This is a genomic window from Xanthomonas maliensis, from assembly GCF_009192945.1.
Taxonomy (GTDB): domain Bacteria; phylum Pseudomonadota; class Gammaproteobacteria; order Xanthomonadales; family Xanthomonadaceae; genus Xanthomonas; species Xanthomonas maliensis.
Genome location: NZ_NSET01000044.1, coordinates 131760 through 156192, shown reverse-complemented (window position 1 = coordinate 156192; position 24433 = coordinate 131760). Strand labels below are relative to the sequence as shown.

At 66.4% G+C, this 24433-nt stretch carries 18 protein-coding genes; 11 read left to right on the top strand and 7 right to left on the bottom strand.

Annotated elements, in window-relative coordinates; genetic code table 11:
• Positions 1 to 73: 73 nt before the first annotated feature.
• Entirely contained in the window at positions 74 to 1195 is a 1122-nt protein-coding gene (locus CKY51_RS13935) for an ROK family protein (RefSeq protein ID WP_022972703.1), read from the top strand.
• Here the strand turns inward: CKY51_RS13935 and CKY51_RS13930 are convergent.
• From CKY51_RS13930 to CKY51_RS13920, 3 genes are all read right to left on the bottom strand, one after another.
• Positions 1146 to 2456 (bottom strand): MFS transporter, encoded by a 1311-nt coding sequence (locus tag CKY51_RS13930; RefSeq protein WP_031339931.1) that lies wholly within the window; start codon positions 2454 to 2456, stop codon positions 1146 to 1148. The genes CKY51_RS13935 and CKY51_RS13930 overlap by 50 nt on opposite strands.
• A gap of 164 nt (positions 2457 to 2620) precedes the next feature.
• Complete coding sequence (locus tag CKY51_RS13925; RefSeq protein WP_022972701.1) at positions 2621 to 4660, bottom strand: NADPH-dependent 2,4-dienoyl-CoA reductase; 2040 nt, start codon at positions 4658 to 4660, stop codon at positions 2621 to 2623.
• A gap of 387 nt (positions 4661 to 5047) precedes the next feature.
• Positions 5048 to 6070, bottom strand: coding sequence for a zinc-binding alcohol dehydrogenase family protein (locus tag CKY51_RS13920; RefSeq protein ID WP_022972700.1), 1023 nt, complete (start codon positions 6068 to 6070; stop codon positions 5048 to 5050).
• A 417-nt stretch (positions 6071 to 6487) separates the two neighbouring features.
• Between CKY51_RS13920 and CKY51_RS13910 the strand changes: the two genes are divergently transcribed.
• From CKY51_RS13910 to CKY51_RS13900, 3 genes are all read left to right on the top strand, one after another.
• A complete protein-coding gene (locus CKY51_RS13910) occupies positions 6488 to 7609 on the top strand; it encodes an OmpA family protein (RefSeq protein WP_152249373.1) in 1122 nt (373 codons plus the stop codon).
• Between the two features lie 202 nt (positions 7610 to 7811).
• Entirely contained in the window at positions 7812 to 8306 is a 495-nt protein-coding gene (locus CKY51_RS13905; protein ID WP_152249372.1) for a hypothetical protein, read from the top strand.
• A 19-nt stretch (positions 8307 to 8325) separates the two neighbouring features.
• Positions 8326 to 9162 (top strand): pseudouridine synthase, encoded by an 837-nt coding sequence (locus tag CKY51_RS13900; protein ID WP_031340946.1) that lies wholly within the window; start codon positions 8326 to 8328, stop codon positions 9160 to 9162.
• Here the strand turns inward: CKY51_RS13900 and CKY51_RS13895 are convergent.
• Entirely contained in the window at positions 9116 to 9505 is a 390-nt protein-coding gene (locus CKY51_RS13895; protein ID WP_031340948.1) for an HNH endonuclease, read from the bottom strand. The two genes, CKY51_RS13900 and CKY51_RS13895, sit on opposite strands and share 47 nt — an antisense overlap.
• 195 nt (positions 9506 to 9700) lie before the next feature.
• Positions 9701 to 10909, bottom strand: a complete 1209-nt coding sequence (gene kbl / locus CKY51_RS13890; protein WP_022974485.1) for a glycine C-acetyltransferase — start codon at positions 10907 to 10909, stop codon at positions 9701 to 9703.
• 109 nt (positions 10910 to 11018) lie between these two features.
• Between kbl and CKY51_RS13885 the strand changes: the two genes are divergently transcribed.
• The 5 genes from CKY51_RS13885 (at position 11019) to CKY51_RS13865 (ending at position 15991) form a co-directional block, all read left to right on the top strand.
• Complete coding sequence (locus CKY51_RS13885; RefSeq protein ID WP_152249371.1) at positions 11019 to 12095, top strand: sulfate ABC transporter substrate-binding protein; 1077 nt, start codon at positions 11019 to 11021, stop codon at positions 12093 to 12095.
• Between the two features lie 3 nt (positions 12096 to 12098).
• Positions 12099 to 12959 carry a sulfate ABC transporter permease subunit CysT gene (gene cysT / locus CKY51_RS13880; RefSeq protein ID WP_031340951.1) on the top strand — a complete coding sequence of 287 codons (861 nt, stop codon included), beginning with the start codon at positions 12099 to 12101 and terminating at the stop codon, positions 12957 to 12959.
• Entirely contained in the window at positions 12956 to 13909 is a 954-nt protein-coding gene (gene cysW / locus CKY51_RS13875) for a sulfate ABC transporter permease subunit CysW (RefSeq protein ID WP_022974488.1), read from the top strand. Before cysT ends, cysW begins: the two co-directional genes overlap by 4 nt.
• 7 nt (positions 13910 to 13916) lie before the next feature.
• Positions 13917 to 14951, top strand: a complete 1035-nt coding sequence (locus CKY51_RS13870) for a sulfate/molybdate ABC transporter ATP-binding protein (RefSeq protein WP_022974489.1) — start codon at positions 13917 to 13919, stop codon at positions 14949 to 14951.
• Positions 14952 to 15280: 329 nt separating this feature from the next.
• Positions 15281 to 15991 (top strand): TorF family putative porin, encoded by a 711-nt coding sequence (locus CKY51_RS13865; protein ID WP_152249370.1) that lies wholly within the window; start codon positions 15281 to 15283, stop codon positions 15989 to 15991.
• A gap of 75 nt (positions 15992 to 16066) precedes the next feature.
• On the opposite strand, the gene tdh is transcribed toward CKY51_RS13865, so the two are convergent.
• Positions 16067 to 17101: an L-threonine 3-dehydrogenase gene (gene tdh, locus CKY51_RS13860; RefSeq protein ID WP_170292329.1), complete on the bottom strand. Its 1035-nt coding sequence runs from the start codon at positions 17099 to 17101 to the stop codon at positions 16067 to 16069.
• Between the two features lie 443 nt (positions 17102 to 17544).
• Positions 17545 to 19860: a TonB-dependent receptor gene (locus CKY51_RS13855; RefSeq protein WP_022974492.1), complete on the bottom strand. Its 2316-nt coding sequence runs from the start codon at positions 19858 to 19860 to the stop codon at positions 17545 to 17547.
• A 186-nt stretch (positions 19861 to 20046) separates the two neighbouring features.
• Between CKY51_RS13855 and CKY51_RS13850 the strand changes: the two genes are divergently transcribed.
• A complete protein-coding gene (locus tag CKY51_RS13850; RefSeq protein ID WP_031340954.1) occupies positions 20047 to 22128 on the top strand; it encodes a phosphocholine-specific phospholipase C in 2082 nt (693 codons plus the stop codon).
• A 90-nt stretch (positions 22129 to 22218) separates the two neighbouring features.
• Positions 22219 to 24375 (top strand): S46 family peptidase, encoded by a 2157-nt coding sequence (locus CKY51_RS13845; protein WP_022974494.1) that lies wholly within the window; start codon positions 22219 to 22221, stop codon positions 24373 to 24375.
• Positions 24376 to 24433 lie beyond the last annotated feature (58 nt).

The window sequence follows — 24433 nt, the reverse complement described above, 5'->3', positions numbered from 1 at the left end:
TTCATGTATGATAATTTGATGTCCATGTGCTAGGTTCGTGATGTCTCGCGTACCGCCAGCCTGGCTTTGCCCAATGCCGCATCCCGATTTTCCGCAGCGCGTCAGTACCGGTGGCCGCCAGCTGCTCGACCGCGTCTTCAAGACCGGCGTTCAGACCCAGGCCGCGCTCAGTCGCCAGCTGGATCTATCTCAGCCCACGGTCGCCCGCCTGCTGCAGGGGTTCGTGCAGGAGCGCATGGTCCAACTGGCGCCGCGCGCCGCCGAAGGTCGCGGCAATCCAAGCGTGGATGTCCGCCTGGCGCCGGACTATGCGTACGCGCTGGGCATCGGTCTGATGGGCGATGTGATCGCAGTGGCGCTGATCGACTTCGCAGGTGGCATACGCGGGCTGCAGCGCATGGGCATGACCGACCTGCGGCGCGCGCCGGTGCTGCATCAGTTGCTGCGTATGCGCCAGCAGGTGCTGGAGCAGAGCGGGGTGGATGCCACGCGGGTCATCGGGGCGGGGATGGCCATTTCGGCCTTCTTCACCGGCGAGGGCCAACAGATGGTCGGCCCGCCGGTGCTGGAGGACTGGTCGCAGATCGAGTTGGCGCCCATCCTGGAGGATGCCCTTGGCTGCGCCGTCATCATCGAGAACGATGGCTCCGCTGCGGCGGTCGCCGAAAGCATGTACGGCGTCGGGCGCGAGTGTCGCGACTTCGCCTATCTGCACCTGACCAACGGATTCGGCGGCGGCATCATCGCCAATGGTCGGCTGTTCCGCGGTTATCGCGGCAACGCTGGCGAGTTCGGCGGGATCTGGACGGTGGGCGGCATGGCCTACCCAAATCTGGACGTCCTGTTGGCGATGGAGCAGGTGGCCGGGCAGAGCCACGCCAGCGTCGAGCAGATGTTGGGCGCCCTGCATGCCGACAGCCCCGGCGTGGAGGCGTGGTTGGGATTGGCGGAAACGCCGTTCTCGCAGCTATGCGCCTATCTCGCCTACACACTCGACCCGCAGGCGATCGTCATCGGCGGGCGCTTGCCGGGCTGGCTCGGCGAGCGCTTGATCGCGCGCATCCGCATTCCGCGCGCGCCCAATCGGCATGGCTTGGCGCCGCCGCTGCCGCACCTGTGCATCGCCCGGACCCGCGGCGATGCGGTCACGCTGGGTGCGGCGCTGCTGCCGCTGCAGCGGGCGTTCTTTGCCTGAGCCAGCGGCCGCCGTCGAGCAGCGTCAGCGCTAGGCAGAGCACTGCACAGGCGATCGGCCCGGCCACCATCGCCCAGGGCTGCCAGAGGCGATGACCCACCGGGCCACCGAAGGCCTCCAGTAGCAGGCCAATGGCGACCACCCCGACCGCCAGGCCCAGTTGTGCGCCGGCGGTCAGGGTGGCGAAGCTGAGCGCGTGGTGTGTCACTGCCTGTCGGGCGGTCAACTGCGCGTGCCAGGACCAGACCAATTGCCCCAGCGTGCCGCCGACCGCGCCGATGCCAGCAGCGGCGGCCAGGCTCAGTGTCGGGCTGGATGGCACCGTCAGCAAAAACAGGGCGGCACTGAGCAGCAGGGCCACGGCCAGCCAAGGCAGCCGTTGCCGCGGCGGCCAGCGGATTCCCCAGCGCACGGCGGCCGGCTGTACCAGCAGGGTGCCGGCGGCATACGCGATCAGGACCTGACCCGCCCACTGTGGCGATAACGGACCGCTTGCCACGTAGGGAGCCAACTTGGTGAAGGTCGGCAGCGTCAGCGAGATCGTCGCGATCAGCGCGATCGGGCGCCATGGCAGATCCGGCCAGCGTGGCGGCTCTGCGGGCGGTGTCGCGCTCGGCCCGATGGCGACGTGGCGTAGCTGCCAATACAGGCATCCGCCGCACAGCACCGCGATCGTCGTCAGCAGCGCACCGGCCTCGAACGCGTCGCGCCCGCCATGCCGGCCGTGCGCCACCAACAGGCCGACCATTGCACTGAGTAATATCGCGGCGAGCCCGCTGCCGACCAAGCGCAAGGCACTGGCGCCGGCATGCCCCCGCCATGGCCATGCCACCAGGCTGAGCAAAGTGTTCTGTGCCACGTCGCAGGCCGCGTAGGCGAGTCGAAACAGCAGGCTGACCATCAGCACATAGCCCAGCCGCCAGGGCACCGGCAGCCATTGCGCGGCGAACACCATCAACAAGGCCAGCGCTGCCGCCGTCAACGCCTGCCACTGCAGGCGCCCGACACTGGCGGCGTCGCGCAGCCGCCGCCGCAGGTGTCTGGCGGCCATCAGGCCAAGTACGGCACTGGCGACGAATCCCGCGGCCAGCACCAGCCCGGCCTGGAACGCGGCGATGCCGGCATGTTCGGTCAACCAATAGATCAGCAGCAGTTCGCCGGCATACCACAGCAGGCTCTTGCCGAAGTGGGCCGCTGCGTAGGCGAGCAGTGCCTGCGGCGACAAGGCTGGCACGGCAGGGGCGCGAGGCGTGGACGACATGCTGGCCTTATAGCGCGCCAAGACGACAGCACCAAGACGGGCAATGGGCGCCGATTGCAGCTGGGAGCCCTGCATGGCAGGGCCGACCGCCTGGGCTGCAGCGCACGCCTTGTCTCAACGCGCTGCAGGACGCTTCGCACTCACCTCGACGTGCAGAACACGCGCTAGAGGCGTGCGGCGAGCCGGCTGGCCTGGTCGATCGCGCGCTTGGCATCCAGCTCGGCGGCGACGTCGGCGCCGCCGATCAGGTGCGGTTGCTTGCCGCTGGCCTGCAGTGCGGCCACCAGGTCGCGCCGCGGCTCCTGGCCGGCGCAGATCACCACTGTGCCGACATCGAGCAGTTGCTCGCTTCCATCCACGCGGATGCGCAGACCGCTGTCGTCCACGCCCAGATATTCCACCCCGCCCAGCATCTTCACGCCCTTGGCCTTGAGGGTGGCGCGGTGGATCCAACCCGTGGTCTTGCCCAGTCGGCCCCCGGGTTTGCCGGCGCTACGCTGCAGCAGCCAGACCTGGCGAGCCGCGCGCTCGGGCTGCGGCCGGGCCAGTGCGCCAGGAGTTTCGAAGGTGGGGTCCACGCCCCACTCGGCCATCCAGCGCCCCACGTCCAGCGATGGCGAGGGGCCGGCGTGCACGAGGAATTCGCCGACATCGAAGCCGATTCCGCCGGCACCGATGATCGCCACCTTGTCGGCGGCCTGCCGCCGTCCCAGCAGCAGATCCAGATAGCTGATCACCATCGGGTGGTCGGCGCCGGGAAAGTCGACCTTGCGCGGCTCGATCCCGGTGGCCAGGACGATCTCGTCGAACGCCAGCAGGTCGGCAGCCTGCACCGGCGTGCGCAGGCGCAGCTCCACGCGGGTCGCCTCGATCCGGTGACGGAAGTAACGCAAGGTCTCGTCGAACTCTTCCTTGCCGGGAATGCGTTTGGCGACGTTGAACTGGCCGCCGATCTCCTCGGCCGCATCGAACAGGGTCACCCGATGGCCGCGCTCGGCCGCCACCGTCGCGCAGGCCAGGCCGGCCGGACCGGCGCCGACCACGGCGATGCGCTTGGGCGTACCGGTCGGCGTATAGACCAATTCGGTCTCGTGCGCGGCGCGCGGGTTGACCAGGCAACTGGCACGCTTGTTTTCGAACACATGATCCAGGCAGGCCTGGTTGCAGGCGATACACGTATTAATGGCCTGTGGCCGACCGGCACTGGCCTTGTTGGCCCAGTGCGGATCGGCCAGCAGGGGGCGCGCCAAGGAGACCAGGTCGGCAGCGCCCTCGGCCAGCAGACGCTCGGCCACGTCCGGCATGTTGATGCGGTTGGTGGCCACGACCGGGATGCGCAAATGCGGCCGGAGCTTGGCGGTGACGCCGGCAAAGGCGGCACGTGGCACCGAGGTGGCGATGGTGGGAATGCGCGCTTCGTGCCAGCCGATGCCCGAATTGATGAGGGTGGCGCCGGCGGCCTCGATCGCCCGCGCCTGCGCCAGGATGTCCTGCCATTGGTTGCCGTCCTCGACCAGGTCCACCAGCGACAGTCGATAGATGATGATGAAGTCCGGTCCGCAGGCCTCACGAATGCGCCGCACGATCTCCACTGCAAAGCGCATCCGGCGTGCGGCATCGCCACCCCAGGCATCGTCACGTCGGTTGGTCCGCGGAGCGGTGAATTCATTGATCAGATAGCCTTCCGATCCCATCACCTCCACGCCGTCGTAGCCGGCCTCGCGCGCCAGCCATGCGGCACGCGCGTAGGCGGCGATCTGTCGATCGATCGCCCGTGCCGACAGCGCGCGCGGCGTGAACGGGTTGATCGGTGCCTTCAGCCGTGACGGGGCCACCGACAAGGGGTGGTAGGCATAGCGGCCGGCATGCAGCAGCTGCAGGCAGATCTTGGCGCCATGCGCGTGCACCGCGGCAGTGACCTGGCGATGCGGGCGGACTTCCCACGGCCAGGACAGCTTGCTGGCGAATGGCGTCAACCAGCCGACCACATTGGGCGAAAAGCCGCCGGTGACGATCAGGCCGACGCCGCCGGCGGCGCGTTCGGCGAAATACGCCGCCAGCTTGGGGAAGTCGCGCGCCCGATCCTCCAGGCCAGTATGCATCGACCCCATCAGCACGCGATTGCGCAATTGGGTGAAGCCGAGATCGAGCGGGGCGAACAGGTGCGGGTAGGGCGAGGCGGGCAGGCCGGTGGCGGGCGACATGACGTGGATACGCTGGCGTACGGAATGCGAACGATGCCGGCAAATGGGCGGTTCGGCAAGTCCTGGCTGGCAAGGAGAGCCGCGCTGCAATGCGGCGACACTCCTGTTTATCTGCGCGCCAGCGCGCTGATCTGCTCAGCTCGCAAGCGTCCACGTAGGGCAGTGATCCTGCGTGCTGCCGCCTCCAGCGCGCAGAGCCGCGAGCAACCGGCGTGGCGTTACGAGGTGACGTGCGGCGCGGGCACGCCTTGATGTGCTCGGCTGGCCAGGCGGGCAGCGCCATGGCCGTCAGGTGCGCCGGGGCCGGTTGCGCTGATCCGGCAACCTCATCAGCAAGACGGCCGCACGTCTGCAGCAGATCTGCGCGGCGTGCACGACCCCGATGCGTTACCAGCCAGCGACGACCAGCTTGCCGACGGTGCCGCCGCTTTCCAGCCGGCGGTGGGCCTCGCGCAACTGTTGTGCGTTGATTGGCGACAAGGTCTCGGTATGGGTGGTACGGAGCTCGCCGGCGTCGATCAAGCTGGCGACCCGGTTGAGGATGCGATGCTGCTCGACCATATCGTCGCTGGCGTAGCGCGCGCGCGTGAACATGAACTCCCAGTGGATGCTGATGGACTTGGACTTATAAGGGTCGCCAATCGACAGCGGCCCGCGCGGCTCGACGATCAGGCCGACATGTCCTTGCGGTGCCAGCAATTCGCCCAGCACCGTCCAGTAGCGGTCGGTATCGGCCAGGTTGAGTGCGGCGTCGACGTGATCCACGCCCAGCGCCTGCAATTGCGGCGGCAACGGTTGATGGTGGTCGATGACATGATGCGCGCCCATCTGTCGCACCCATTCGCTGGTCTCCGGCCGCGAGGCCGTGGCGATCACGGTGAAGCCGGCGTGGCGCGCCAACTGGATGGCGATCGATCCCACGCCGCCGGCACCGCCGATGATCAACAACTGCTTGCCGCGATTGCGCACGCCATCGAAGGTGAACGGCATGCGCTGGAACAACAGTTCCCAGGCCGTGAGCGTGGTCAGCGGTAGCGCTGCCGCCTGGGCGAAGCTGAGCGAGGTGGGTTTGCAGCCGGCGATGCGCGCATCCACCAATTGATATTGCGCGTTGCTGCCTGCACGGCCGATATCGCCGGCGTAGTACACCTCGTCGCCGACGGCGAAGGCGGTGACCTCCGGACCGACCGCCTCGACCACACCGGCGGCGTCGTAACCCAGCACCTTCGGCGCATCCGGGACCTGGGACTTGGGCGCGCGCACCTTGGTATCGACCGGATTGACCGAAACCGCCTCGACCCGAACCAACACGTCGTGGCCTTGCGGCGCTGGCGGCGCCGGCAGCTCCATGTCAAGCAGGGCGTCGTCGGCATCGATCGGCAGGTAGCGGGTCAGGGCAACGGCTTTCATTGGCGACTCTCGGAGTGGGGAGTTCAGGGTGCGTTGTGGCGCCGGCTGTCCGCAACCATGTCCCGGCGAATTCAGGTCGCAACAGGCAGTGCATTCACCAATGTCGTCTGTCGCTGCCGTGCTCAAGCGTGAACCGAGGCCCCAAGTGGCGCTCTTCAACTGGCTTAATTGGGGTGCCGTTCATGCGGTTTACGGCCCGAAACAGGGATGCAGACGGCGTCCTTCATGAAGCTGTATACGTAGTATTATCAAGGTCTTCAGGTGCTGATGATTGCTTTCACATGTTATATGACCGTTAACGCGATCTTCACTTAGGCGGGCTTACTCTGCGCCGCGATGGCTCTGGATGTGACGAGCATCTTTACCAAGAACAACGCCTCTATCGGTTTTATCTCCCTGAAAGAAGGAGCTGTATACATGAACAAGAAAATTCTCACTGCCGCGTTGTTGGGCGGTCTGGCAGTTGCCCAGGCAGCCTCCGCGCAGGAGTTCGATGATCGTTGGTATCTGACCGGTAGCGCTGGCTTCAACTTCCAGGACAAAGACCGTCTGACCAACGATGCCCCGTTCGTCACCCTGGGCCTGGGTAAGTTCGTCAGCCCGAACTGGTCGATCGATGGCGAGCTGAACTATCAGAACCCGAACTTCGACAAGAACCAGGATCTGAACTGGAGCCAGTACGGCATCTCGTTCGATCTGCGTCGCCACTTCATCCAGGAAGGCCGCGGCTGGAACCCGTACCTGCTGTTCGGCCTGGGCTACCAGCGTTCGGAAGAAGAGTTCGACGCGACCCCGAGCCCGGTGTCGCCGGGTCAGCGTAAGGACGGCAACTTTGCCGCCAAGGCTGGTGTCGGTCTGCAGACCACCTTCGACAAGCGCGTTGCCGTGCGTGCCGAAATTGCCTACCGCGCCGATTTCGACGACCAGAGCGTGCGTACCCCGGTCGCCGGCGTTTCGCCGGGTTCGGACAAGGATTGGTTCGGCGACGTGCTGGCTTCGGTTGGCGTCGTGATTCCGCTGGGGCCTGCTCCGGCCACCGCTCCGCCGCCGGCTCCGGCGCCGGTTGCTCCGAGCTGCGCCGATCTGGATGACGACGGCGACGGCGTCAACAACTGCGACGACAAGTGCCCGAACTCCCAGCCTGGCCAGACCATCGGTCCGGACGGCTGCCCGGTGCCGGTGTCGATCGACCTGAAGGGCGTGAACTTCGACTTCAACAAGTCGACCCTGCGTCCGGACGCGCTGGCCATCCTGGGCGAAGCAACCGAGATCCTGAAGCGTTACCCCGACCTGAAGGTCGAGGTCGCCGGTCACACCGACTCGAAGGGTACCGAGCAGTACAACCAGAAGCTGTCCGAGCGTCGCGCCAGCGCGGTGTACGACTACCTGACCAAGAACGGTGTCGATGCCTCGCGTCTGGTCGGTCCGATCGGCTACGGCGAGAGCCGTCCGATTGCGCCGAACACCAACCCGGATGGTTCGGACAATCCGGAAGGCCGCGCCAAGAACCGTCGTACCGAGCTGAACGTCCAGAACTAATCGGACGCGTCTGCTTCGAACAAAACCCGGCCTCGCGCCGGGTTTTGTTTTTTTCCGTGCCCGGATCGTTGCCAACCACGCTGCTGGTTCCCCGCGACGCCTGGCGCGCGGATCGGTTGCACGTTGGGGCAAAGTTCCTGTTGAAACGGCGTTCATCGCTGCCTACACTCGCCGCGTCGACAACCCAACGGAAGAAACCACGATGCTGCGTACCGTCTCGGCAGGATTGCTCTGTCTCGCTTTGATTCCCGCCGCCTACGCCGCTCCCAATTGTTCCGGCAGCATGGTCGCGCCGCCATTGCCGTTGCCGGCGACGGTGATCGCCCCGGCCGCCGGAGAGTTCTATACCCGCAGCGTGCAGCTCGGCGTGCCGACCGGTGTGCTGGCGCAGCCCTATACCAGCGATCAGTCGGTGGACCGCGTGCTGCTGCGCTTGCGCGTAGATGGTTGTCAGGACCTGGCCAAGGCCGGCGCCACGATCAACCCGAACGACCCGGCGGCCTATAAAGCGCAGACCGCGTTCGACAACACCCCGTGGCGCTTCGACATGAGCCAGGGTGGTAAGCGCATGACCGCCGAGGAGTTCGATGCCTGGATGAAGGCGCGCGGTGTGCGCGTGGTCAAGGCGCGTCCGGCGGCGGGTGCGGCAGCGGCGCCTGCGCCGGCAGCCGACGCCAAGCCGGTCCAGGACAAGTAAGTCAAAAGGACGGGGCCGCATGACCCGGCGACGCCCGCCGGCTGCGCCCCGGCATTCCCCGCGGCTGCCCGCTGTGCCGGCGCGCGCCGGTGGCGCCGCTACCGCGCCGCGGTATGGCCTGGCACGCGTGCTGTCCAAGTTGGGCGTGTGCTCGCGCACCGAGGCGGCACGCTGGATCGCCGATGGCCGGGTTGCGCTTGGCGGTCGCGTGGTCCGCGACCCCGAGCTGCCGCTGCGCGGCGATCAATCGGCGCAAATCACGGTCGACGGGCAGCCGCTGGCCGGGCCAGCGCGCTGCTATGTGGCGCTCAACAAGCCGCGTGGCATGGTGACCACGGTGCGCGACGAGCAGGGACGCGACACCGTCTATCGCTGCTTCGATGGCGCCGGTCTGCCCTGGCTGGCACCGGTTGGCCGGCTGGACAAGGCCAGCGAGGGACTGCTGCTCTTCAGCAACGATCCGCAGTGGGCGGCGGCCGTCACCGACCCCGCACGCGGTCCGGACAAGACCTATCACGTACAGGTCGATCGCCATCTGGACGCCGCGCAGTTGGCGCAACTGCAGACCGGCGTGGTCGATCCGGAGGATGGCAGCACCCTGCTGCGCGCCAAGCAGGCGCTCGTGTTGCGCGAAGGCGAGCGCAACGCCTGGCTGGAGATCGTGCTCGACGAAGGCCGCAATCGGCAGATCCGCCGCCTGCTGGGCGCACTGGATATCGGTGTGCTGCGCCTGGTGCGGGTGGCGATCGGACCGCTGCAATTGGGAGACTTGGGCAAGGGCGCCTGGCGGCGACTTGAGGCCGACGAATTCAGTGCGCTGGCGGCGGTGTCCGCCAGCGCGCCAGGCGTGCGCTGAGCAGCGCGGCAACGACCTCGTGCGCACGCGGGTCGCCGGCGCCATTGGCGTCGTGACGGCGGCCCTTGGCGTGATTGCAGCCGGCACAGGCCAAGGCCAGGTTGCGCGGGTCGTTGGCATCGCCGCCGACCTGCGCGCACAGGGCGGCAGCGGCGCGACGGCCGAACCAGGCCTGCGGCACCACGTGCTCGAGGGTGGTGTGGCCGAGCGGCTCGCCATCGGCCCGCAGCAGCAGCCGGCGTCGGCAGTGCAGGCAGCGCGTCTCCCAGCCGGCATCCACCGGCTGGGCCTGGGTATCGGTCAAGGCCGCCAGCAGCAATCTTCGGCGTAAGGCCGTGCGCATCAGCGGACCGCCCCGCGCCACCACCGCTGCTGCCGGCGGCATGTTGGGTGGGCGCCCGAGCGGCTCACGCAGCGCGTGGGGCGTTCGGGCGCCAGCCGGTATGGCGCGGTGGAACGCGGCAGATTCTCGCCAGGCATCCTGCGTGCCGCGGCTGTATCGCGCCAAAGACGTTGCAGGTGCGCTGCGGCTTGTCGGCTAGGCCGAGACGACGCCGAGTTCGCGACCGATGCGTACGAAGGCATCGATCGCCTGTTCCAGCTGCGCTCGCGTATGTGCGGCGCTGATCTGGGTGCGGATACGGGCCTGGCCCTTGGGCACGACCGGGTAGAAGAAGCCGATGGCATAGATGCCTTCCTCCAGCAGGCGCTCGGCAAAGCGCTGCGCCAGCGGCGCGTCGTACAGCATCACCGGGCTGATCGGATGCACACCGGGCTTGAGGTCGAAGCCGGCCGCAGTCATCTGCTGGCGGAAATACGCGGTGTTGTCGACCAGACGGGTGCGCAAGTCGCCAGCGGCTTCGAGCATCTCGAAGGCCTTGATGCCAGCGGCCACCACGTGCGGCGGCAGCGAATTGGAGAATAGATAGGGGCGCGAACGCTGGCGCAGCAGCTCGATCACTTCGCGCTTGGCGGTGGTGAAGCCGCCAAGCGCTCCGCCCATCGCCTTGCCCAGCGTGCCGGTGAAGATGTCGATGCGGTCGAGCACGCCCTTGACCTCGGCCGAGCCGCGGCCGGTCGCGCCGAGGAAGCCGGTGGCATGGCATTCGTCGATATGCACCAACGCGCCGTACTTGCGCGCCAGCGCGGTGATCTCGTCGAGCGGGGCGATGAAGCCATCCATCGAGAACACGCCATCGGTGGTGATCAGCTTGGTACGGCAACCGGCGGCATCGGCCGCCTGCAGCTGCGCCTCCAGGTCGGCCATGTCGCAGTTGGCGTAGCGGAAGCGCTTGGCCTTGCACAGGCGCACGCCATCGATGATCGAGGCATGGTTGAGCGCATCGGAAATGATGGCGTCCTGCTCGCCGAGCAGCGGTTCGAACAAGCCGCCATTGGCGTCGAAGCAGGCCGCGTACAGGATGGTGTCCTCGGTGCCGAAGAAGTCGGCGATGGTGCGCTCGAGCTGCTTATGCAGATCCTGGGTGCCGCAGATAAAACGCACCGAGGCCATGCCGAAGCCGTGGCTGTCCAGCGCATCCTTGGCGGCCTGGATGATGTCCGGGTGGTCGGCCAGGCCCAAATAGTTGTTGGCGCAGAAGTTCAGCACGCGGCGGCCATCGGCCAGCGTGATCTCCGCCGACTGCGGGCCGGTGATGATGCGCTCGGACTTGAACAGGCCCTGGGCCTGGATGGCGTCCAGTTCGGCGGCGTAATGCGCGGTGAGCGCGGCGGGAGCAGTGGTCATGGCGATCGCGGTGACGGGAAGTGCTGCAATTTTAACGATCACACCCGGCTACCACTATGTCATGCAAAAATGGCATAAGGCATGGTCCGGATGTCATTTCACCGTCCGCATGCCGCTGCGCAGCATGGCATGCTTGCCTGCCCAGGCTGTGCCCCCGCGCCAGGAGACTGCTGTGACCCATCGCTACCGCCTCGTTTTCCTCCTGCTCTGTGCCTGGCTGATCGCCGGGCCGGCGGCCGCACGCGACATCGGCCTGCTCAACGTCAGTTACGACCCCACGCGCGAGTTCTACCGCGACTACAACGCCGCCTTCGCCGCACACTGGAAACAGCAACATCCGCAGGACACGGTGACGGTGGAAACCTCGCATGGCGGCTCGGGCAAGCAGGCGCGCGCGGTGATCGACGGCATCGAGGCCGACGTGGTGACGCTGGCGCTGGCCTACGATGTCGATGCGATCGCACAGAAGGCCAAGCTGATCGACAGCGACTGGGAGCGTCGCCTGCCCGACAACAGCGCCCCATACACCTCGACCATCGTGTTCCTGGTGCGCAAGGGCAACCCCAAGAACATCAAGGATTGGCCGGACCTGCTGCGCTCGGGCGTGTCGGTGGTGACGCCCAACCCGAAGACCTCCGGTGGCGCGCGCTGGAACTACCTGGCCGCCTGGGCCTACGCCGACCATATCTTCAAGGGCGACCGCGAGCGGATCCTGCGCTATATGCGTGCGCTGTTCCGCAACGTGCCGGTGCTCGATACCGGTGCGCGTGGCGCCACCACCACCTTCGCCCAGCGCGGTATTGGCGATGTGCTGCTGGCCTGGGAGAACGAAGCCCTGCTGGCGCGCGAGGAGCTGGGCAAGGACAAGTTCGAGATCGTGGTGCCGAAGTTGTCGATCCTGGCCGAGCCCTCGGTCGCGCTAGTGGACAAGAACGTCGATAAGCACGGCACGCGCGAAGTGGCCGAGGCCTATCTGCGCTATCTCTACGCGCCGGAAGGCCAGAAGCTGGCAGCCAAGCATTTCTACCGGCCGCGCCATCCGGAATATGCCGACCAGGCCGACCTGGCACGGTTTGCCGACATCAAGCTGGTCACCATCCAGGAAGCCTTCGGCTCGTGGGACAAGGCGCAGCAGGAGCATTTCGCCGACGGAGGCGTGTTCGATCAGATCCAGGCCAGCAAGTAAGCCATGCCGACGTCGGTTGCTTCTCCCCCGATGCCGCGCCGCCGCCGCCGCGTGCTGCCGGGGCTGGGTCTGAGTCTGGGGATCACCCTGGCCTGGCTGGGGTTGATCGTGCTGATCCCCTTGCTGGGCCTGTTCGTCAAGGCCAGTGGCCTGGGTTGGGACGGCCTGTGGCGGGTCTGGAGCGAGCCGCGGGTGTTGGCGGCCTTGCGGCTCAGCTTCGGTACCGCGCTGGCCGCTGGCGCGTTCAACGCGGTGATGGGGACCTGGGTCGCCTGGGTGTTCGTGCGCTACCGCTTTCCCGGCAAGCGCCTGTTCGATGCAGTGATCGATTTGCCGTTCGCCTTGCCCACCGCAGTAGCCGGCATCGCCTTGACCGCGCTCTATGGCGGCAATGGCTGGGTCGGTCGCTGGCTGGAGGCCTTCGGTCTCAAGGTGGCCTACACGCCGTTGGGCATCGTGATCGCCCTGGTGTTCGTCGGCCTGCCGTTCGTCGTGCGGGTGGTACAGCCGGTGCTGGCCGAGAGCGAGCGTGAGCTGGAGGAGGCGGCCGCCACGCTGGGCGCCTCGCGCTGGCAGTCGGTCCGGCGGGTGGTGTTGCCGACCCTGTGGCCGGCCGTCCTGACCGGCTTCGCGCTGGCGTTCGCGCGCGGGGTCGGTGAATACGGCTCGGTGATCTTCATCGCCGGCAACCTGCCCAATGCCACCGAGATCGCCCCGTTGCTGATCACCATCCGGCTGGAGGAGTTCGACTACGCCGGCGCGACCGCGATCGCCGCGGCGATGCTGCTGTTGTCGCTGGTGATCCTGTTGCTGGTCAACACGCTGCAGGCACGCCTGCTCGGGTATCAACGGAGGCCCGCATGAGCGATGCCGTCTCGCCGTTGCCCTCCATGCTGCCAACCGCACAGGTCCAGCGCCGCACCCGCCAGGTCACCGCCGCGGCGACCACCGAGCCACGCTGGGTGCAGTGGCTGTTGATCGCCGGTGCGCTCGGCTTCCTGCTGGCGTTTCTGCTGTTGCCGCTGGTGCTGGTGTTCGCCGAAGCCCTGCGCGGCGGCTGGCAGACCTTTGCCCGTGCGGTCGTCGACCCGGATGCGCTGGCCGCGATCCGTCTGACCCTGGTGGTTACCGCGATCGTGCTGCCGTTGAATCTGGTGTTTGGGGTGGCGGCCGCCTGGGCGATCAGCAAACATCGCTTTGCCGGCAAGCGGGTGTTGGTGAGCCTGATCGATCTCCCGTTTTCGGTGTCGCCGGTGGTGGCCGGCCTGATCTTCGTCTTGATCTTCGGTCGCAGCGGTTGGGCCTGGCCGCTGATCGACGAGGGCTGGCGGGTCCAACTCCCATTGCTGGGCGACACCCTGCTGCAGTTGCCGCGCATCGTGTTCGCGCTGCCGGGCATCGTGCTGGCCACCACCTTCGTCACCTTTCCGTTCATCGCCCGCGAACTGATGCCGTTGATGGAGCAGCAGGGCAGCGACGAAGAGTTGGCGGCGCTGAGCCTGGGCGCCAGTGGCTGGCAGATGTTCTGGCGGGTGACCCTGCCCAATATCCGCTGGGGATTGCTGTACGGCGTGCTGCTGTGCGCGGCGCGCGCGATGGGCGAATTCGGCGCCGTGTCGGTGGTCTCCGGGCATATTCGCGGGCGGACCAATACGCTGCCGCTGCACGTGGAGATTCTCTACAACGAGTACGCCTACAGCGCCGCATTCGCCTGTGCCTCGTTGCTGGCATTGACCGCGCTACTGACGCTGGCGTTGAAGACCTATCTGGAATGGCGGCACGGCGATGCGCTGGCCGCCAACCACCGTCGTTGAGGTGACTATGGGTATCCGCATCCGCCACCTGCGCAAGCAGTTCGAAAGCTTCACCGCGCTGGACGACATCAGTCTGGAAGTGCGGCAGGGCGAGTTGCTGGCGCTGCTCGGGCCGTCCGGCTCGGGTAAGACAACGCTATTGCGGATCATGGCCGGGCTGGAGCACGCCGATGGCGGGCAGGTGTTGTTTGGCGAGGAAGACGCCACCGGCATGAGCGTGCAGTCGCGGCGCGTCGGCTTCGTGTTTCAGCATTACGCGTTGTTCAAGCATCTGGACGTGTTCGAGAACATCGCTTTCGGACTGCGCGTCCGCCGTGGTGCCGAACGCTGGGCCGAGGCACGCATTCGCGCGCGGGTGGAAGAACTGCTGGCGCTGGTGCAGCTGCAGGGGCTGGAACAGCGTTATCCCGCGCAATTGTCCGGTGGCCAACGGCAACGGGTGGCGCTGGCGCGGGCGCTGGCGATCGAGCCACGTGTGCTGCTGCTGGACGAGCCGTTCGGTGCGCTCGACGCCCAGGTCCGGCGCGATCTGCGGCGCTGGTTGCGCGAGCTGCACGAGCGCACCGGGCTGACGACGGTGTTCGTCACCCACGATCAGGAGGAAGCCTTGGAGCTGGCCGACCGGGTCGCCATCCTCAATCGTGGCCGCATCGAACAGTTGGATACGCCGGCAGCGATCTACGATCGCCCTGCGTCGCCCTTCGTTTACTCCTTTGTGGGTGCGGTGAACCGCATTCCCGGCGTGCTGGCGCAGGGCCAGATCGACGTGGCCGGGCACGCGCTGCCTGCCAATGACAGTGGCCTGGTGGCGGGCCCGGTCGATGTTTACGTCCGGCCAGAGGACCTGGTGCCAGATCCGGCAGGGTGGCCGGCGACCGTGGAGTGGGCCCAGCGCAGCGGCGGGCGATTGCGCTTGCGCGCTACCTTGCAGCCGGCCGGCAACCAGGTCGAGGTCGAGCTGCCGGCTTCGGCAGGCGCCTACCAGCCGGGCCAGCCGCTGCGCCTGGCTGCGCGCCACTACGGCGTGTTCCCCGCCAACTGACGACCACCGGCACGGCCCAGCAGCGCGGCCAGGCTTTTTGCGGTTCGCGGACCGCATGACGTGGAGCGCACGCTTGGGTTTGCTTCGTGTTCTCCCGACACCGTGTGGGGGGACGGGGATCTATTTGTGCGCCGCGCCTCAAGAAGAGCCCGCCTGAGTCGATCACGTGGCCGGTGACACGCCGGGCGGATCTGTAGAGAGCTGCGCGGATGTGCGCTGTGTCAAGCGAGCGAAATAGCAATATTGCACTGCAACGACGACTGAATTAAGAAGTCATGGCAGGCCTCGCTTCGCGCAATCCGACCGCCCTTCGTTTTTGGAGATGCCCCATGAAGCTGTTTTCGCCTATGTGCTGTGCCCTTTTGTTGAGCAGCGTCGCCCCGCTCGCGCACGCAGAGGAAGCAAGCACCGCCTCGCCGCTGTCCGGCACCTTCGCTGTCACCAGCGACTATGTGTTCCGCGGCATTTCCCAGACCAATGGCGATCCCGCATTCCAGGCCGGGCTGACCTATAAGCACCCTTCCGGCTTCTATGCGGCCGCTTGGACGTCCAACGTCGATCCTGGCGAGGGAGATCCGGACTGGGAGGTGGATGGTACGGTTGGGTATGGCGTCGAACTGGGTAAGCAGTGGGACCTCGATGTTGCCCTCACTCGCTACAATTACCCGCATGCGGGCGAGACGAACTACAACGAATTGGTCACCAAGACGACGTTCCTGAAAACCTACAGCCTGACCGTCGGATACACCAACGATCTGTACGGCAGCAAGACCGACGGCTATTACTACGCGCTGGACGCAGTTTGGCCGCTGCCGTACAAGTTCAGCGTCGGAGCACACGTCGGGCACACCATCTACACCTCGGCACTGAGGCAGGTAGATCACGATTACGACGATTATGCGATCACCGTCGGCAAGAGCTTCGGTCCGCTTGCGTTGAGTGTCGGCTACTACGACACCAGTGAGCCTGCCGAATTCGGTTTCGGTCGTCCCAATACCGAAGGCCGGACCGTCGCCACCGCCACGGTGACCTGGCCGTGAAACGACCGCGTTGAGCGGACCCGCAAAAGGCGCCTTACGGCGCCTTTTGCGTTTGCGTTTCGATCTGCGCGTGGATCAGTTCCAGCTCAGCACGACCTTGCCGGCCTTGCCCTGTTCCATCAGGTCGAAACCCTTCTGGAAATCGTCGATCGGCAGCTGGTGCGTCAGTACCTTGTGCAATGGGAAGCCGGACATCACCAGCTGGGTCATCTTGTACCAGGTCTCGTACATCTTGCGGCCGTAGATGCCCTGTACGGTCAGGCCCTTGAAGATGATCTTGTCCCAGTCGCAGCCGGCACCGCGCGGCATAATGCCGAGCATGGCGATCTTGCCGCCGTGGTACATGCAATCGAGCATGTCGTTGAACGCGCGCGGATTGCCGCTCATTTCCAGGCCGACGTCGAAGCCCTCCATGTGCAGGTCCTTCATCACCTCCTTCAGCGAGGTATTGGCGACGTTGACCACGCGGGTGGCCCCCATGTCGGCGGCCAGCTTCAGGCGGAAATCGTTGACGTCGGTGACCACCACGTTGCGCGCACCGATGTGCTTGCAGATGCCGGCGGCGATGATGCCGATGGGGCCGGCGCCGGTGATCAGCACGTCCTCGCCGATGACGTCGAACTCCAGCGCGCAATGTGCGGCGTTGCCGTAGGGATCGAAGAACGCGGCCAGCTCGGACGGGATCTGGTCGGGGATCGGCCACAGGTTGGAGGCCGGCATCACCATGTATTCGGCGAAGGCGCCGTTGACGTTGACGCCGATGCCGACGGTATTGGGGCACAGATGCGGACGGCCGCCTCGGCAATTGCGGCAGTGGCCGCAGACGATATGGCCTTCGGCCGACACGCGCTGGCCGACGGTGTAGCCAGTCACCGCCGAGCCGAGCGCGGCCACCCGGCCGACGAACTCATGGCCGATGGTCAGGCCGGGGGTGATGGTGCGCTGGCTCCATTCGTCCCACAGGTAGATATGCAGGTCGGTGCCGCAGATCGCGGTCTTTTCCAGCTTGATCAGGACCTCGTTGGGGCCGGGCGTCGGCACCGGGACCTGTTCCAGCCAGATGCCCTTGTTCGCTTCGCGCTTGACCAGCGCCTTCATCGTCTGCGCCATCGGGCGGGACCTGCTGAGTGAAATAAGTCGTCAATTATATGCCCGATGCAGCATCCGCCATGCGGCAGTGCAGGATGGTCGCCCACGTTGATCGGCGCCTGCCAGGAGGTGGAAGCAGGCGGTGTACGAGCGGGCGACCACGAGCCTGGCAGGGGGAGCGACTTCCCGCTCTGCCCCCATCCGCCCTTCGGGCCCCTTCCCCCGCGTGCGGGGGAAGGGGGCGTGCAGTGCCGGACGGAGGTCCAACCGCCTTCACCCTTCTCCTGCATGCGGGGCAAGGGGGCGTGCAGCGCCGGAGGGAGGTCCAACCGCCTTCACCCTTCTCCCGCATGCGGGGCAAGGGGGCGTGCAGCGCCGGAGGGAGGTCCAACCGCCTTTACCCTTCTCCCGCATGCGGGAGAAGGTGGCGCGCAGCGCCGGATGAGGGGGCAACCGGCAGATGCTCAGAAGTTCACATCCAGGCTCAGGAAGTACTGGCGCGGCGCGCCGACCACCATGGTCTGGTTGTAGCCGTCCGGATCGGACGCCACGTAGCCGTTGGTGCCGGTGCTGGCGAAGTAGCGCTTGTCGGTGAGGTTAGTGACATTGAACGCCAGCGCCACGTCGGCCACGTCGCCGAGACGACCGAAGTCGTAGCGGGCGCCGGCATTGAACAGCCAGTACGACGGCACCTGCGAGTCGTTGAGGAAGGTGATGTAGCGCTTGTCCACGTACTTGCCGTCCAGGTCCAGGCGCAGGTTGCCGATCTGGTAGGTGGCGGTGGAAGAGAACATCAATGCCGGGATGCCGACCACGTCCTTGCCGGCGGTGGCGACCACACCATTGTTGAGATAGTCGTCCTGGTAGCGCGAGCGATTCCACGACAGTGCGTTCAACCAGCTCAAGCCTTCGACCGGGCGCCACATCAGCGCCAGGTCGGCGCCGGCGCTATGGACGGCGCCGACGTTGCTCAGGATCGCCGCACAGGTCTGCACCGCGGTGCACGGCGAGGTGGTCAGCAGTCGGTTGGAGAACTTGGTGAAGTAGGCATCGGCCGAGAGCTGGAACTGTGCATCCTGCACGCGGTAGCCGACCTGCACCGTCTGTGACTCTTCCGGCTCGAGCGTGGCGCGGCTGCGATCGAACGCCGCCTGCGAGGTTCCGAACGGTGTGAAGCCGAACGCGGCGATGTTCTTGCTGTAGGACGCATAGATGTCCTGGTTGTCGTCGAGCTTGTAGTTCACGCCGACCTGCGGCAGGAAGCTGTCGCTGGCGCGAATGCGTCCCTGCGCCAAGGCGGTGGTCGGCACCAGCGACTGTGCGCGTGTGGTGGTGCTCAGCGCCTTGGCACCATAGTTCAAGGTCAGGCGGTCGTCGAGCAGACGTACGGTGTCCTGCAGGTACAGCATGCGTGTCTGCGTGGTGTAGCGCTGCAGGAAGTCGCGCCGGAACGGGGTTTGCGAGGCATAGACGTCGTACAGCGAGGTGTAGCCGTCGCTACCGAGGGTGAAGTAGTTGCGTTCCTGGGTGGTGCGCGCGTTCTCCGCCCACAGTCCGACTTCCAGATTGTGATTGCCCAGCGCCCATTTCAATGCGCTGGTGCCGCCGAAGCGATCCAGCCCGTAGTCGGTGGTGCGCATCGAAATCGGCACCAGCGCCGAGGAGGCCACGTACGGCGTGGCCCATTGGCCTTCGCCGCGATTGCCGTGGTAGTAGCCAGTCGCATCGAGGGTGGCGTTGCCGAACACGAAGGTGCCCGACAGCCCGGCCAGATTGTCCCGGCGCAGGCCGCCGCCGGCGTAGTAGCTGGCATCGAGCCAGCTGTAGTCCTCGGGCAGGCCGGCCAGCGATTGCGGGTAGCCGTTGGCGACGCCACTGGTGGCGCCGGTACGGCGATAGGCATTGGCCATCTGGGTCGCGGTCGCCCAGTCTGGCTGCAGATAGTCGAAGTCCCAGCCGAGCGCGCGCTGGCTGGTCAACGACAGGTCCATGTAGTCGTATTCCTTGCGCCGTGAGGTGTCCAGGAACAGGCTCAGCCGATTGCCGTCGCCCCATTGATACAGCGTCTTCAGATTGGCCTGCTCGGAGGTCTGGTCGCCATAGCCTTTCCACTTGTCGGTGGACGCGTTGGCGTAGGACAGATAGGCCGACAACCCGTTGTGCTCACCGGTGTCGCCGCGCACGAAGGTGCGGCGGGTGGCATCGCTGCCGACCGTCTGCACCAGGCGTGCCCCCGTCGTGCTCTGCGGATCGGCCGAGTAGAACTGCAGGGTGCCGCCGAGGTTGGTGTTGGAGGCGGTGCCGAGCGCGCCGGCGCCTTGCGCCAGTTCCACCGAGCCGATGTTCTCGGAGGTGATGGCGCGGGTGATGTGCAGTCCGTTGGTGACGCCATAGCTCATGTTGCCCAGCGGAATGCCGTCGAGCGTGTAGCCCAGACGGCTTTGGTCGAAGCCGTGCAAGGTCACCTGGGTCGACCATTCGTAGGTGCCCCATGGATCGGCCGATTGAAACTGCACGCCCGGCAGCTTTTCGACCGCCTTGAACGCGCTGCTTCCCGGCGTGAGCGCCTCGATGTCCTGTCGGCTGACCCGTTGCACCTGGCGGGTGGCGCCTTGCGAAACCACGGTGATCGCATCCAGCTGAGTCGCTTCGGTTGCGGCGGGAGCGCTGTCAGCGGGCAGCGTATCGGCAGCGGAAGTGTCCGCTTGGGCGATCGCCGGCAGCAAGGTGGCCAGCGCGAACGCCAGGGGAGTGACAGGAAAGCGACGAAGGGATGTCATGGGGGAGTCCTGTTGAAGCACGACTGGGGCGGACGCGCGACGCGAGGCCGGCGTTTCGCGACGCAGGGTGTCAATGGCTCATGAAACATTGATGACCGCCGCTGTCGCACAACTGTCTTCTGCGATGGCTATACCTGCGCAGGCTGGCGATGGATTGCCGTTGCACCGCACCTTCCAGGTATGCCGATGACTGCATCGTTTTCCCGCCGCGACTTTCTCAAGCGCATCGCTGCGCTCACCGCCGCCGGCAGCTTGCCGCCTTCGATCGGACGCGCGCTCGCATTGCCAGTACAGGCGCGCACCGGAACCTTGCGCGATATCGAACACGTGGTGATCCTGATGCAGGAGAACCGTTCGTTCGATCACTACTTCGGTACGCTGCGTGGCGTGCGTGGCTTCGGCGATCCACGCGCGCTGCAGTTGCGCGATGGTCATCCGGTGTGGAGCCAGCCCGACACCGCCGGGCAGCGGCTGCTGCCATTCGCCTTCGATGCGCGTACGACCTCGGCACCGTTGATCAAAAGCCTGGATCATTCCTGGAAAGCCGCCCATGGCCAGGATCCGGCGCGTTGGATGGAGTACGACGCCTGGGTGCCGTACAAAGGCGCGCTGACGATGGGCCACTTCCAGCGGCAAGACATTCCGTACTACCACGCACTTGCCGATGCCTTCACCATCTGCGACGGCTATTTCTGTTCGCTGCATGGGCCGACCAATCCCAATCGCATGTATCTGTTCACCGGGACCAGCGGGACCAGCGTCGGCAATGCCGGTGCGCAGGCGGTGAGCAATGTCGACGATGGCAACTGGACCGCCGACATGGCGCGCGATGCGCCCGGCTTTGCGGCGCTGCAATGGACCACCTATGCGCAACGGCTGCAGGCGGCCGGAGTGGATTGGCGGGTGTACCAGGAGTACGACAATTTCGGCTGCAACTCGCTCGCCTATTTTTCCCATTACCGCGGCCTGTCGCCGGACGACGACCGCTATCGGCGCGCTCGCGCCTGGGCGCCGGGATCGAACGCCGGCAATGCCGCCAATACCCAGGCCGAGCACCTGCTGGCGGCGATCGCCGCCGATGTACAGGCCGATCGCCTGCCACAGGTGTCGTGGGTGATTCCGCCCACGGCCTATTGCGAGCATCCGGAGGCGCCACCGGCGTATGGCGAATCGCTGGTGGCGCGGCTGGTCGACGCGCTGACCGCCAATCCCGAGGTGTGGGCCAAGACCGCGCTGATCATCAACTACGACGAGAACGACGGCTTCTTCGACCACGTGCCGGCACCGTTGCCGGCCATCGACCCGCGCATGGGGCGCAGCAATGTCGACACGCGTGGCGAGGTCTACGACGGCGTGCCGATGGGGCTGGGCATCCGCGTGCCGATGCTGGTGGTATCGCCATGGACACGTGGCGGTTGGGTCAATTCGCAAGTGTTCGACCACACCTCGGTGTTGCGTCTGCTGGAGCGCCGCTTCGGCGTCGCCGAACCCAATATCAGTCCATGGCGGCGGGCGGTCAGCGGCGATCTGACCAGCGTGTTCGATTTCCGCCAACCGGACGTCTCGGCGCTCAGCGCGTTGCCGGTGATCGACGATTACCGCGCCCGGACAGCGGCGGTACGCGACAAACCGGTCCCGGTTCCGCCGACGCACCCGGCGGTGCCGCGGCAGGAACCAGGGCAGCGGCCTGCACGTGCACTGCCATATGCCTTGCAGGTGCATGCGCGCACGCAGGCGCAACGTGGCCTGCAGTTGCGCTTCGTCAACAGCGGCAGCGCCGCAGCGGTCTTCAACGTCTACAGCGGCGCGCGCAGCGGTGGGCCGTGGTACTACACGGTGCTGCCGGGGACCGAGCTGGAAGACGCGCCGCACGGTGCGGTGGCGGACGGCAGTTACCGATTACAGGTGCATGGGCCCAACGGCTTTTTGCGCGAGTTCGCCGGCGAGCTGGTTGGCGAACATGCTGAGTCGGCAGCGCCGTGGCTGGAAGCACTGCAGGAGGGCGAGACGTTGGTGCTGGAGCTCGGAAATGCCGGCCGGCAGGCCTGCATGCTGCAACTGCGCGCGCTCGCCTACGGCGATCCGGCCCCGAAGACGCTGCAACTGGCGGCAGGCGAGCGGCAGACCCTGCGGCTGCCGTTGGCGGCCAGCGACCATTGGTACGACCTGCTGCTGGAGCAGCCAGGTGGCAGCTTCCGCCGGCGGCTGGCCGGGCACCTGGAGACCGGGCAGCCCAGCCGCAGCGATCCTGCATTCGGTCGTGCCTGAGCCGAGGCGTGCGCCTCCCTGCCATCAGTCATGGTTTCGGCCGTAACCTCGGGCGTTACACTGTAACGCTCCTGGTTCCGGAGCGTTCCGATGCGTCTGTCGCTGCTTGTCGTTTGCCTGAGCACCCTGTTCCTGTCCGAGGCCGCACAAGCGGGCGAGGGCATGTGGGTTCCCCAGCAGTTGCCGGAGATCGCCGGTCCGCTGCGCCAGGCCGGTTTGCGGTTGCCGGCCGAGCAACTGGCCGACCTGACCGGTGACCCGATGGGCGCAGTGGTGGCACTCGGCGGTTGCACCGCCAGCTTCGTATCGCCGCAAGGCCTGGTGGTGACCAATCATCACTGCGCCTACGGCGCCATCCAGCTCAACTCCACGCCGCAGAAGAACCTGATCGCCGACGGCTTCAACGCCGCCACCCCGGCCGCCGAACTCAGTGCCGGCCCCAATGCGCGCATCTATGTGCTGGAAGCGATCACCGACGTGACCACGGCGGCCAAGGCCGCGTTGGCCGCTGCGGGCGCCGATCCGCTCAAGCGCACCTTGGCGCTGGAGGCTTTCAGCAAGCAGCAGATCGCGCAATGCGAAGCGGAGCCGGGTTATCGCTGCCAGTTCTTCAGTTTCTTCGGCGGCAACGGCTACCGGCTGTTCAAGAACCTGGAGATCAAGGACGTGCGCCTGGCCTACGCGCCGCCGGCCAGCGTCGGCAAGTACGGCGGCGACGTCGACAACTGGATGTGGCCTCGCCACACCGGCGACTTCGCCTTCTACCGCGCCTACGTCGGCAAGGACGGCAAGCCGGCCGCTTACGCCAAGGACAACGTGCCGTATCAGCCCAAGCATTTCCTCAAGCTGGCCGAGCAGCCGCTGGGCGCCGGCGACTTCGTGATGGTGGCCGGTTACCCGGGGCGCACCAATCGCTATGCGCTGGTGGCCGAGTTCGACAACACCGCGCAGTGGACCTATCCGGTGGTCGGCCAGCACCTGAAGGACGTCATCGGACTGATCGAGCAGGCCGGCAAGCAGAACCCCGACATCGCGGTGAAGTACGCCAGCACCCTGGCCGGGTTGAACAATGCGACCAAGAATTTCGACGGCCAGCTGGAAGGCTTCAAGCGGATCGATGCGCATGCCCAGAAGCAGGCCGACGAAACGGCCGTGCTGGCCTGGCTCAAGCGGCAGGGCAGCGGCGGACGGGCAGCGCTGCAGGCCCACGATGCGCTGCTGGCGCTGGTCAAGCGCAGCCAGGCGACCCAGCAGCGCGACTTCGTGCTGCGGCAATTCGACAACACCGGCACCGTCGGCGCGGCGGTCACGCTGTACCGGCTCGCGCTGGAGCGCGCCAAGCCCGATGCCGAGCGTGAGTCCGGCTACCAGCAGCGCGACCTGCCCTCGATCGAAGGGGCGATGCAGCAGATGGAACGTCGCTATGTGCCGGCGATGGATCGCCAGTTGCAGCAGTACTGGCTCAGCCAGTATCAGAAGCTGCCGGCAACGCAGCGCGTCGCAGCGCTCGATCGCTGGTTGGGCGGCAACGACGCGGCGGCGGTGCAGACTGCGCTGAGCCGGCTCGATGGCACTGCGCTGGGTAGCACCGAGGCGCGGTTGAAGTGGTTGGCCGCCGACCGTGCTGCGTTCGAGGCGAGCAGCGACCCGGCGATCCAGTATGCGGTGGCGGTGATGCCGGCGCTGCTCGAGATCGAACGTGAGGACAAGCGGCAGGCCGGCGAGCAGCTCAAGGCCCGCCCGGTGTATCTGCAGGCCTTGGCCGACTACCGCAAGAGCCGCGGCGAGGCGGTCTATCCGGATGCGAATCTGTCGCTGCGGATCACCTTCGGCAACGTCAAGGGCTATACGCCCAAGGATGGTGTCGCCTATACCCCGTTCACCACGCTGGAAGGCGTGGCCGCCAAGAACACCGGCGTGGATCCATTCGATGCGCCCAAGCGCTTGCTGGATGCAGTCAAGGCCAAACGCTACGCGGGACTGGAAGACAAGCGCCTGGGATCGGTGCCGGTGGACTTTCTATCCGATCTGGACATCACCGGCGGCAACTCCGGCTCGCCGGTGCTCGATGCCGATGGTCGACTGGTGGGACTGGCCTTCGACGGCAACTGGGAATCGGTGAGCAGCAACTGGGTCTTCGATCCGGCGATGACGCGCATGATCGCGGTGGATAGCCGCTATTTGCGTTGGATCATGACCGAGGTCGCGCCGGCCCCGCAGCTGCTCAAGGAGCTGGGCGCACGCTGAGGCGGCGGCGGGCGGCCTGGGGGGGTATCATGCGGTCCCGTTTCGCCATCGCGAGACG

Excerpts from the sequence above, each read along its gene's own strand:
- CKY51_RS13935 (WP_022972703.1), top strand. The coding sequence starts at position 74 with ATGCCGCATCCCGATTTTCCGCAGCGCGTCAGTACCGGTGGCCGCCAG.
- CKY51_RS13930 (WP_031339931.1), bottom strand. The coding sequence starts at position 2,456 with ATGTCGTCCACGCCTCGCGCCCCTGCCGTGCCAGCCTTGTCGCCGCAG.
- CKY51_RS13925 (WP_022972701.1), bottom strand. The coding sequence starts at position 4,660 with ATGTCGCCCGCCACCGGCCTGCCCGCCTCGCCCTACCCGCACCTGTTC.
- CKY51_RS13920 (WP_022972700.1), bottom strand. The coding sequence starts at position 6,070 with ATGAAAGCCGTTGCCCTGACCCGCTACCTGCCGATCGATGCCGACGAC.
- CKY51_RS13910 (WP_152249373.1), top strand. The coding sequence starts at position 6,488 with ATGAACAAGAAAATTCTCACTGCCGCGTTGTTGGGCGGTCTGGCAGTT.
- CKY51_RS13905 (WP_152249372.1), top strand. The coding sequence starts at position 7,812 with ATGCTGCGTACCGTCTCGGCAGGATTGCTCTGTCTCGCTTTGATTCCC.
- CKY51_RS13900 (WP_031340946.1), top strand. The coding sequence starts at position 8,326 with ATGACCCGGCGACGCCCGCCGGCTGCGCCCCGGCATTCCCCGCGGCTG.
- CKY51_RS13895 (WP_031340948.1), bottom strand. The coding sequence starts at position 9,505 with ATGCGCACGGCCTTACGCCGAAGATTGCTGCTGGCGGCCTTGACCGAT.
- kbl (WP_022974485.1), bottom strand. The coding sequence starts at position 10,909 with ATGACCACTGCTCCCGCCGCGCTCACCGCGCATTACGCCGCCGAACTG.
- CKY51_RS13885 (WP_152249371.1), top strand. The coding sequence starts at position 11,019 with ATGCCGCTGCGCAGCATGGCATGCTTGCCTGCCCAGGCTGTGCCCCCG.
- cysT (WP_031340951.1), top strand. The coding sequence starts at position 12,099 with ATGCCGACGTCGGTTGCTTCTCCCCCGATGCCGCGCCGCCGCCGCCGC.
- cysW (WP_022974488.1), top strand. The coding sequence starts at position 12,956 with ATGAGCGATGCCGTCTCGCCGTTGCCCTCCATGCTGCCAACCGCACAG.
- CKY51_RS13870 (WP_022974489.1), top strand. The coding sequence starts at position 13,917 with ATGGGTATCCGCATCCGCCACCTGCGCAAGCAGTTCGAAAGCTTCACC.
- CKY51_RS13865 (WP_152249370.1), top strand. The coding sequence starts at position 15,281 with ATGAAGCTGTTTTCGCCTATGTGCTGTGCCCTTTTGTTGAGCAGCGTC.
- tdh (WP_170292329.1), bottom strand. The coding sequence starts at position 17,101 with ATGGCGCAGACGATGAAGGCGCTGGTCAAGCGCGAAGCGAACAAGGGC.
- CKY51_RS13855 (WP_022974492.1), bottom strand. The coding sequence starts at position 19,860 with ATGACATCCCTTCGTCGCTTTCCTGTCACTCCCCTGGCGTTCGCGCTG.
- CKY51_RS13850 (WP_031340954.1), top strand. The coding sequence starts at position 20,047 with ATGACTGCATCGTTTTCCCGCCGCGACTTTCTCAAGCGCATCGCTGCG.
- CKY51_RS13845 (WP_022974494.1), top strand. The coding sequence starts at position 22,219 with ATGCGTCTGTCGCTGCTTGTCGTTTGCCTGAGCACCCTGTTCCTGTCC.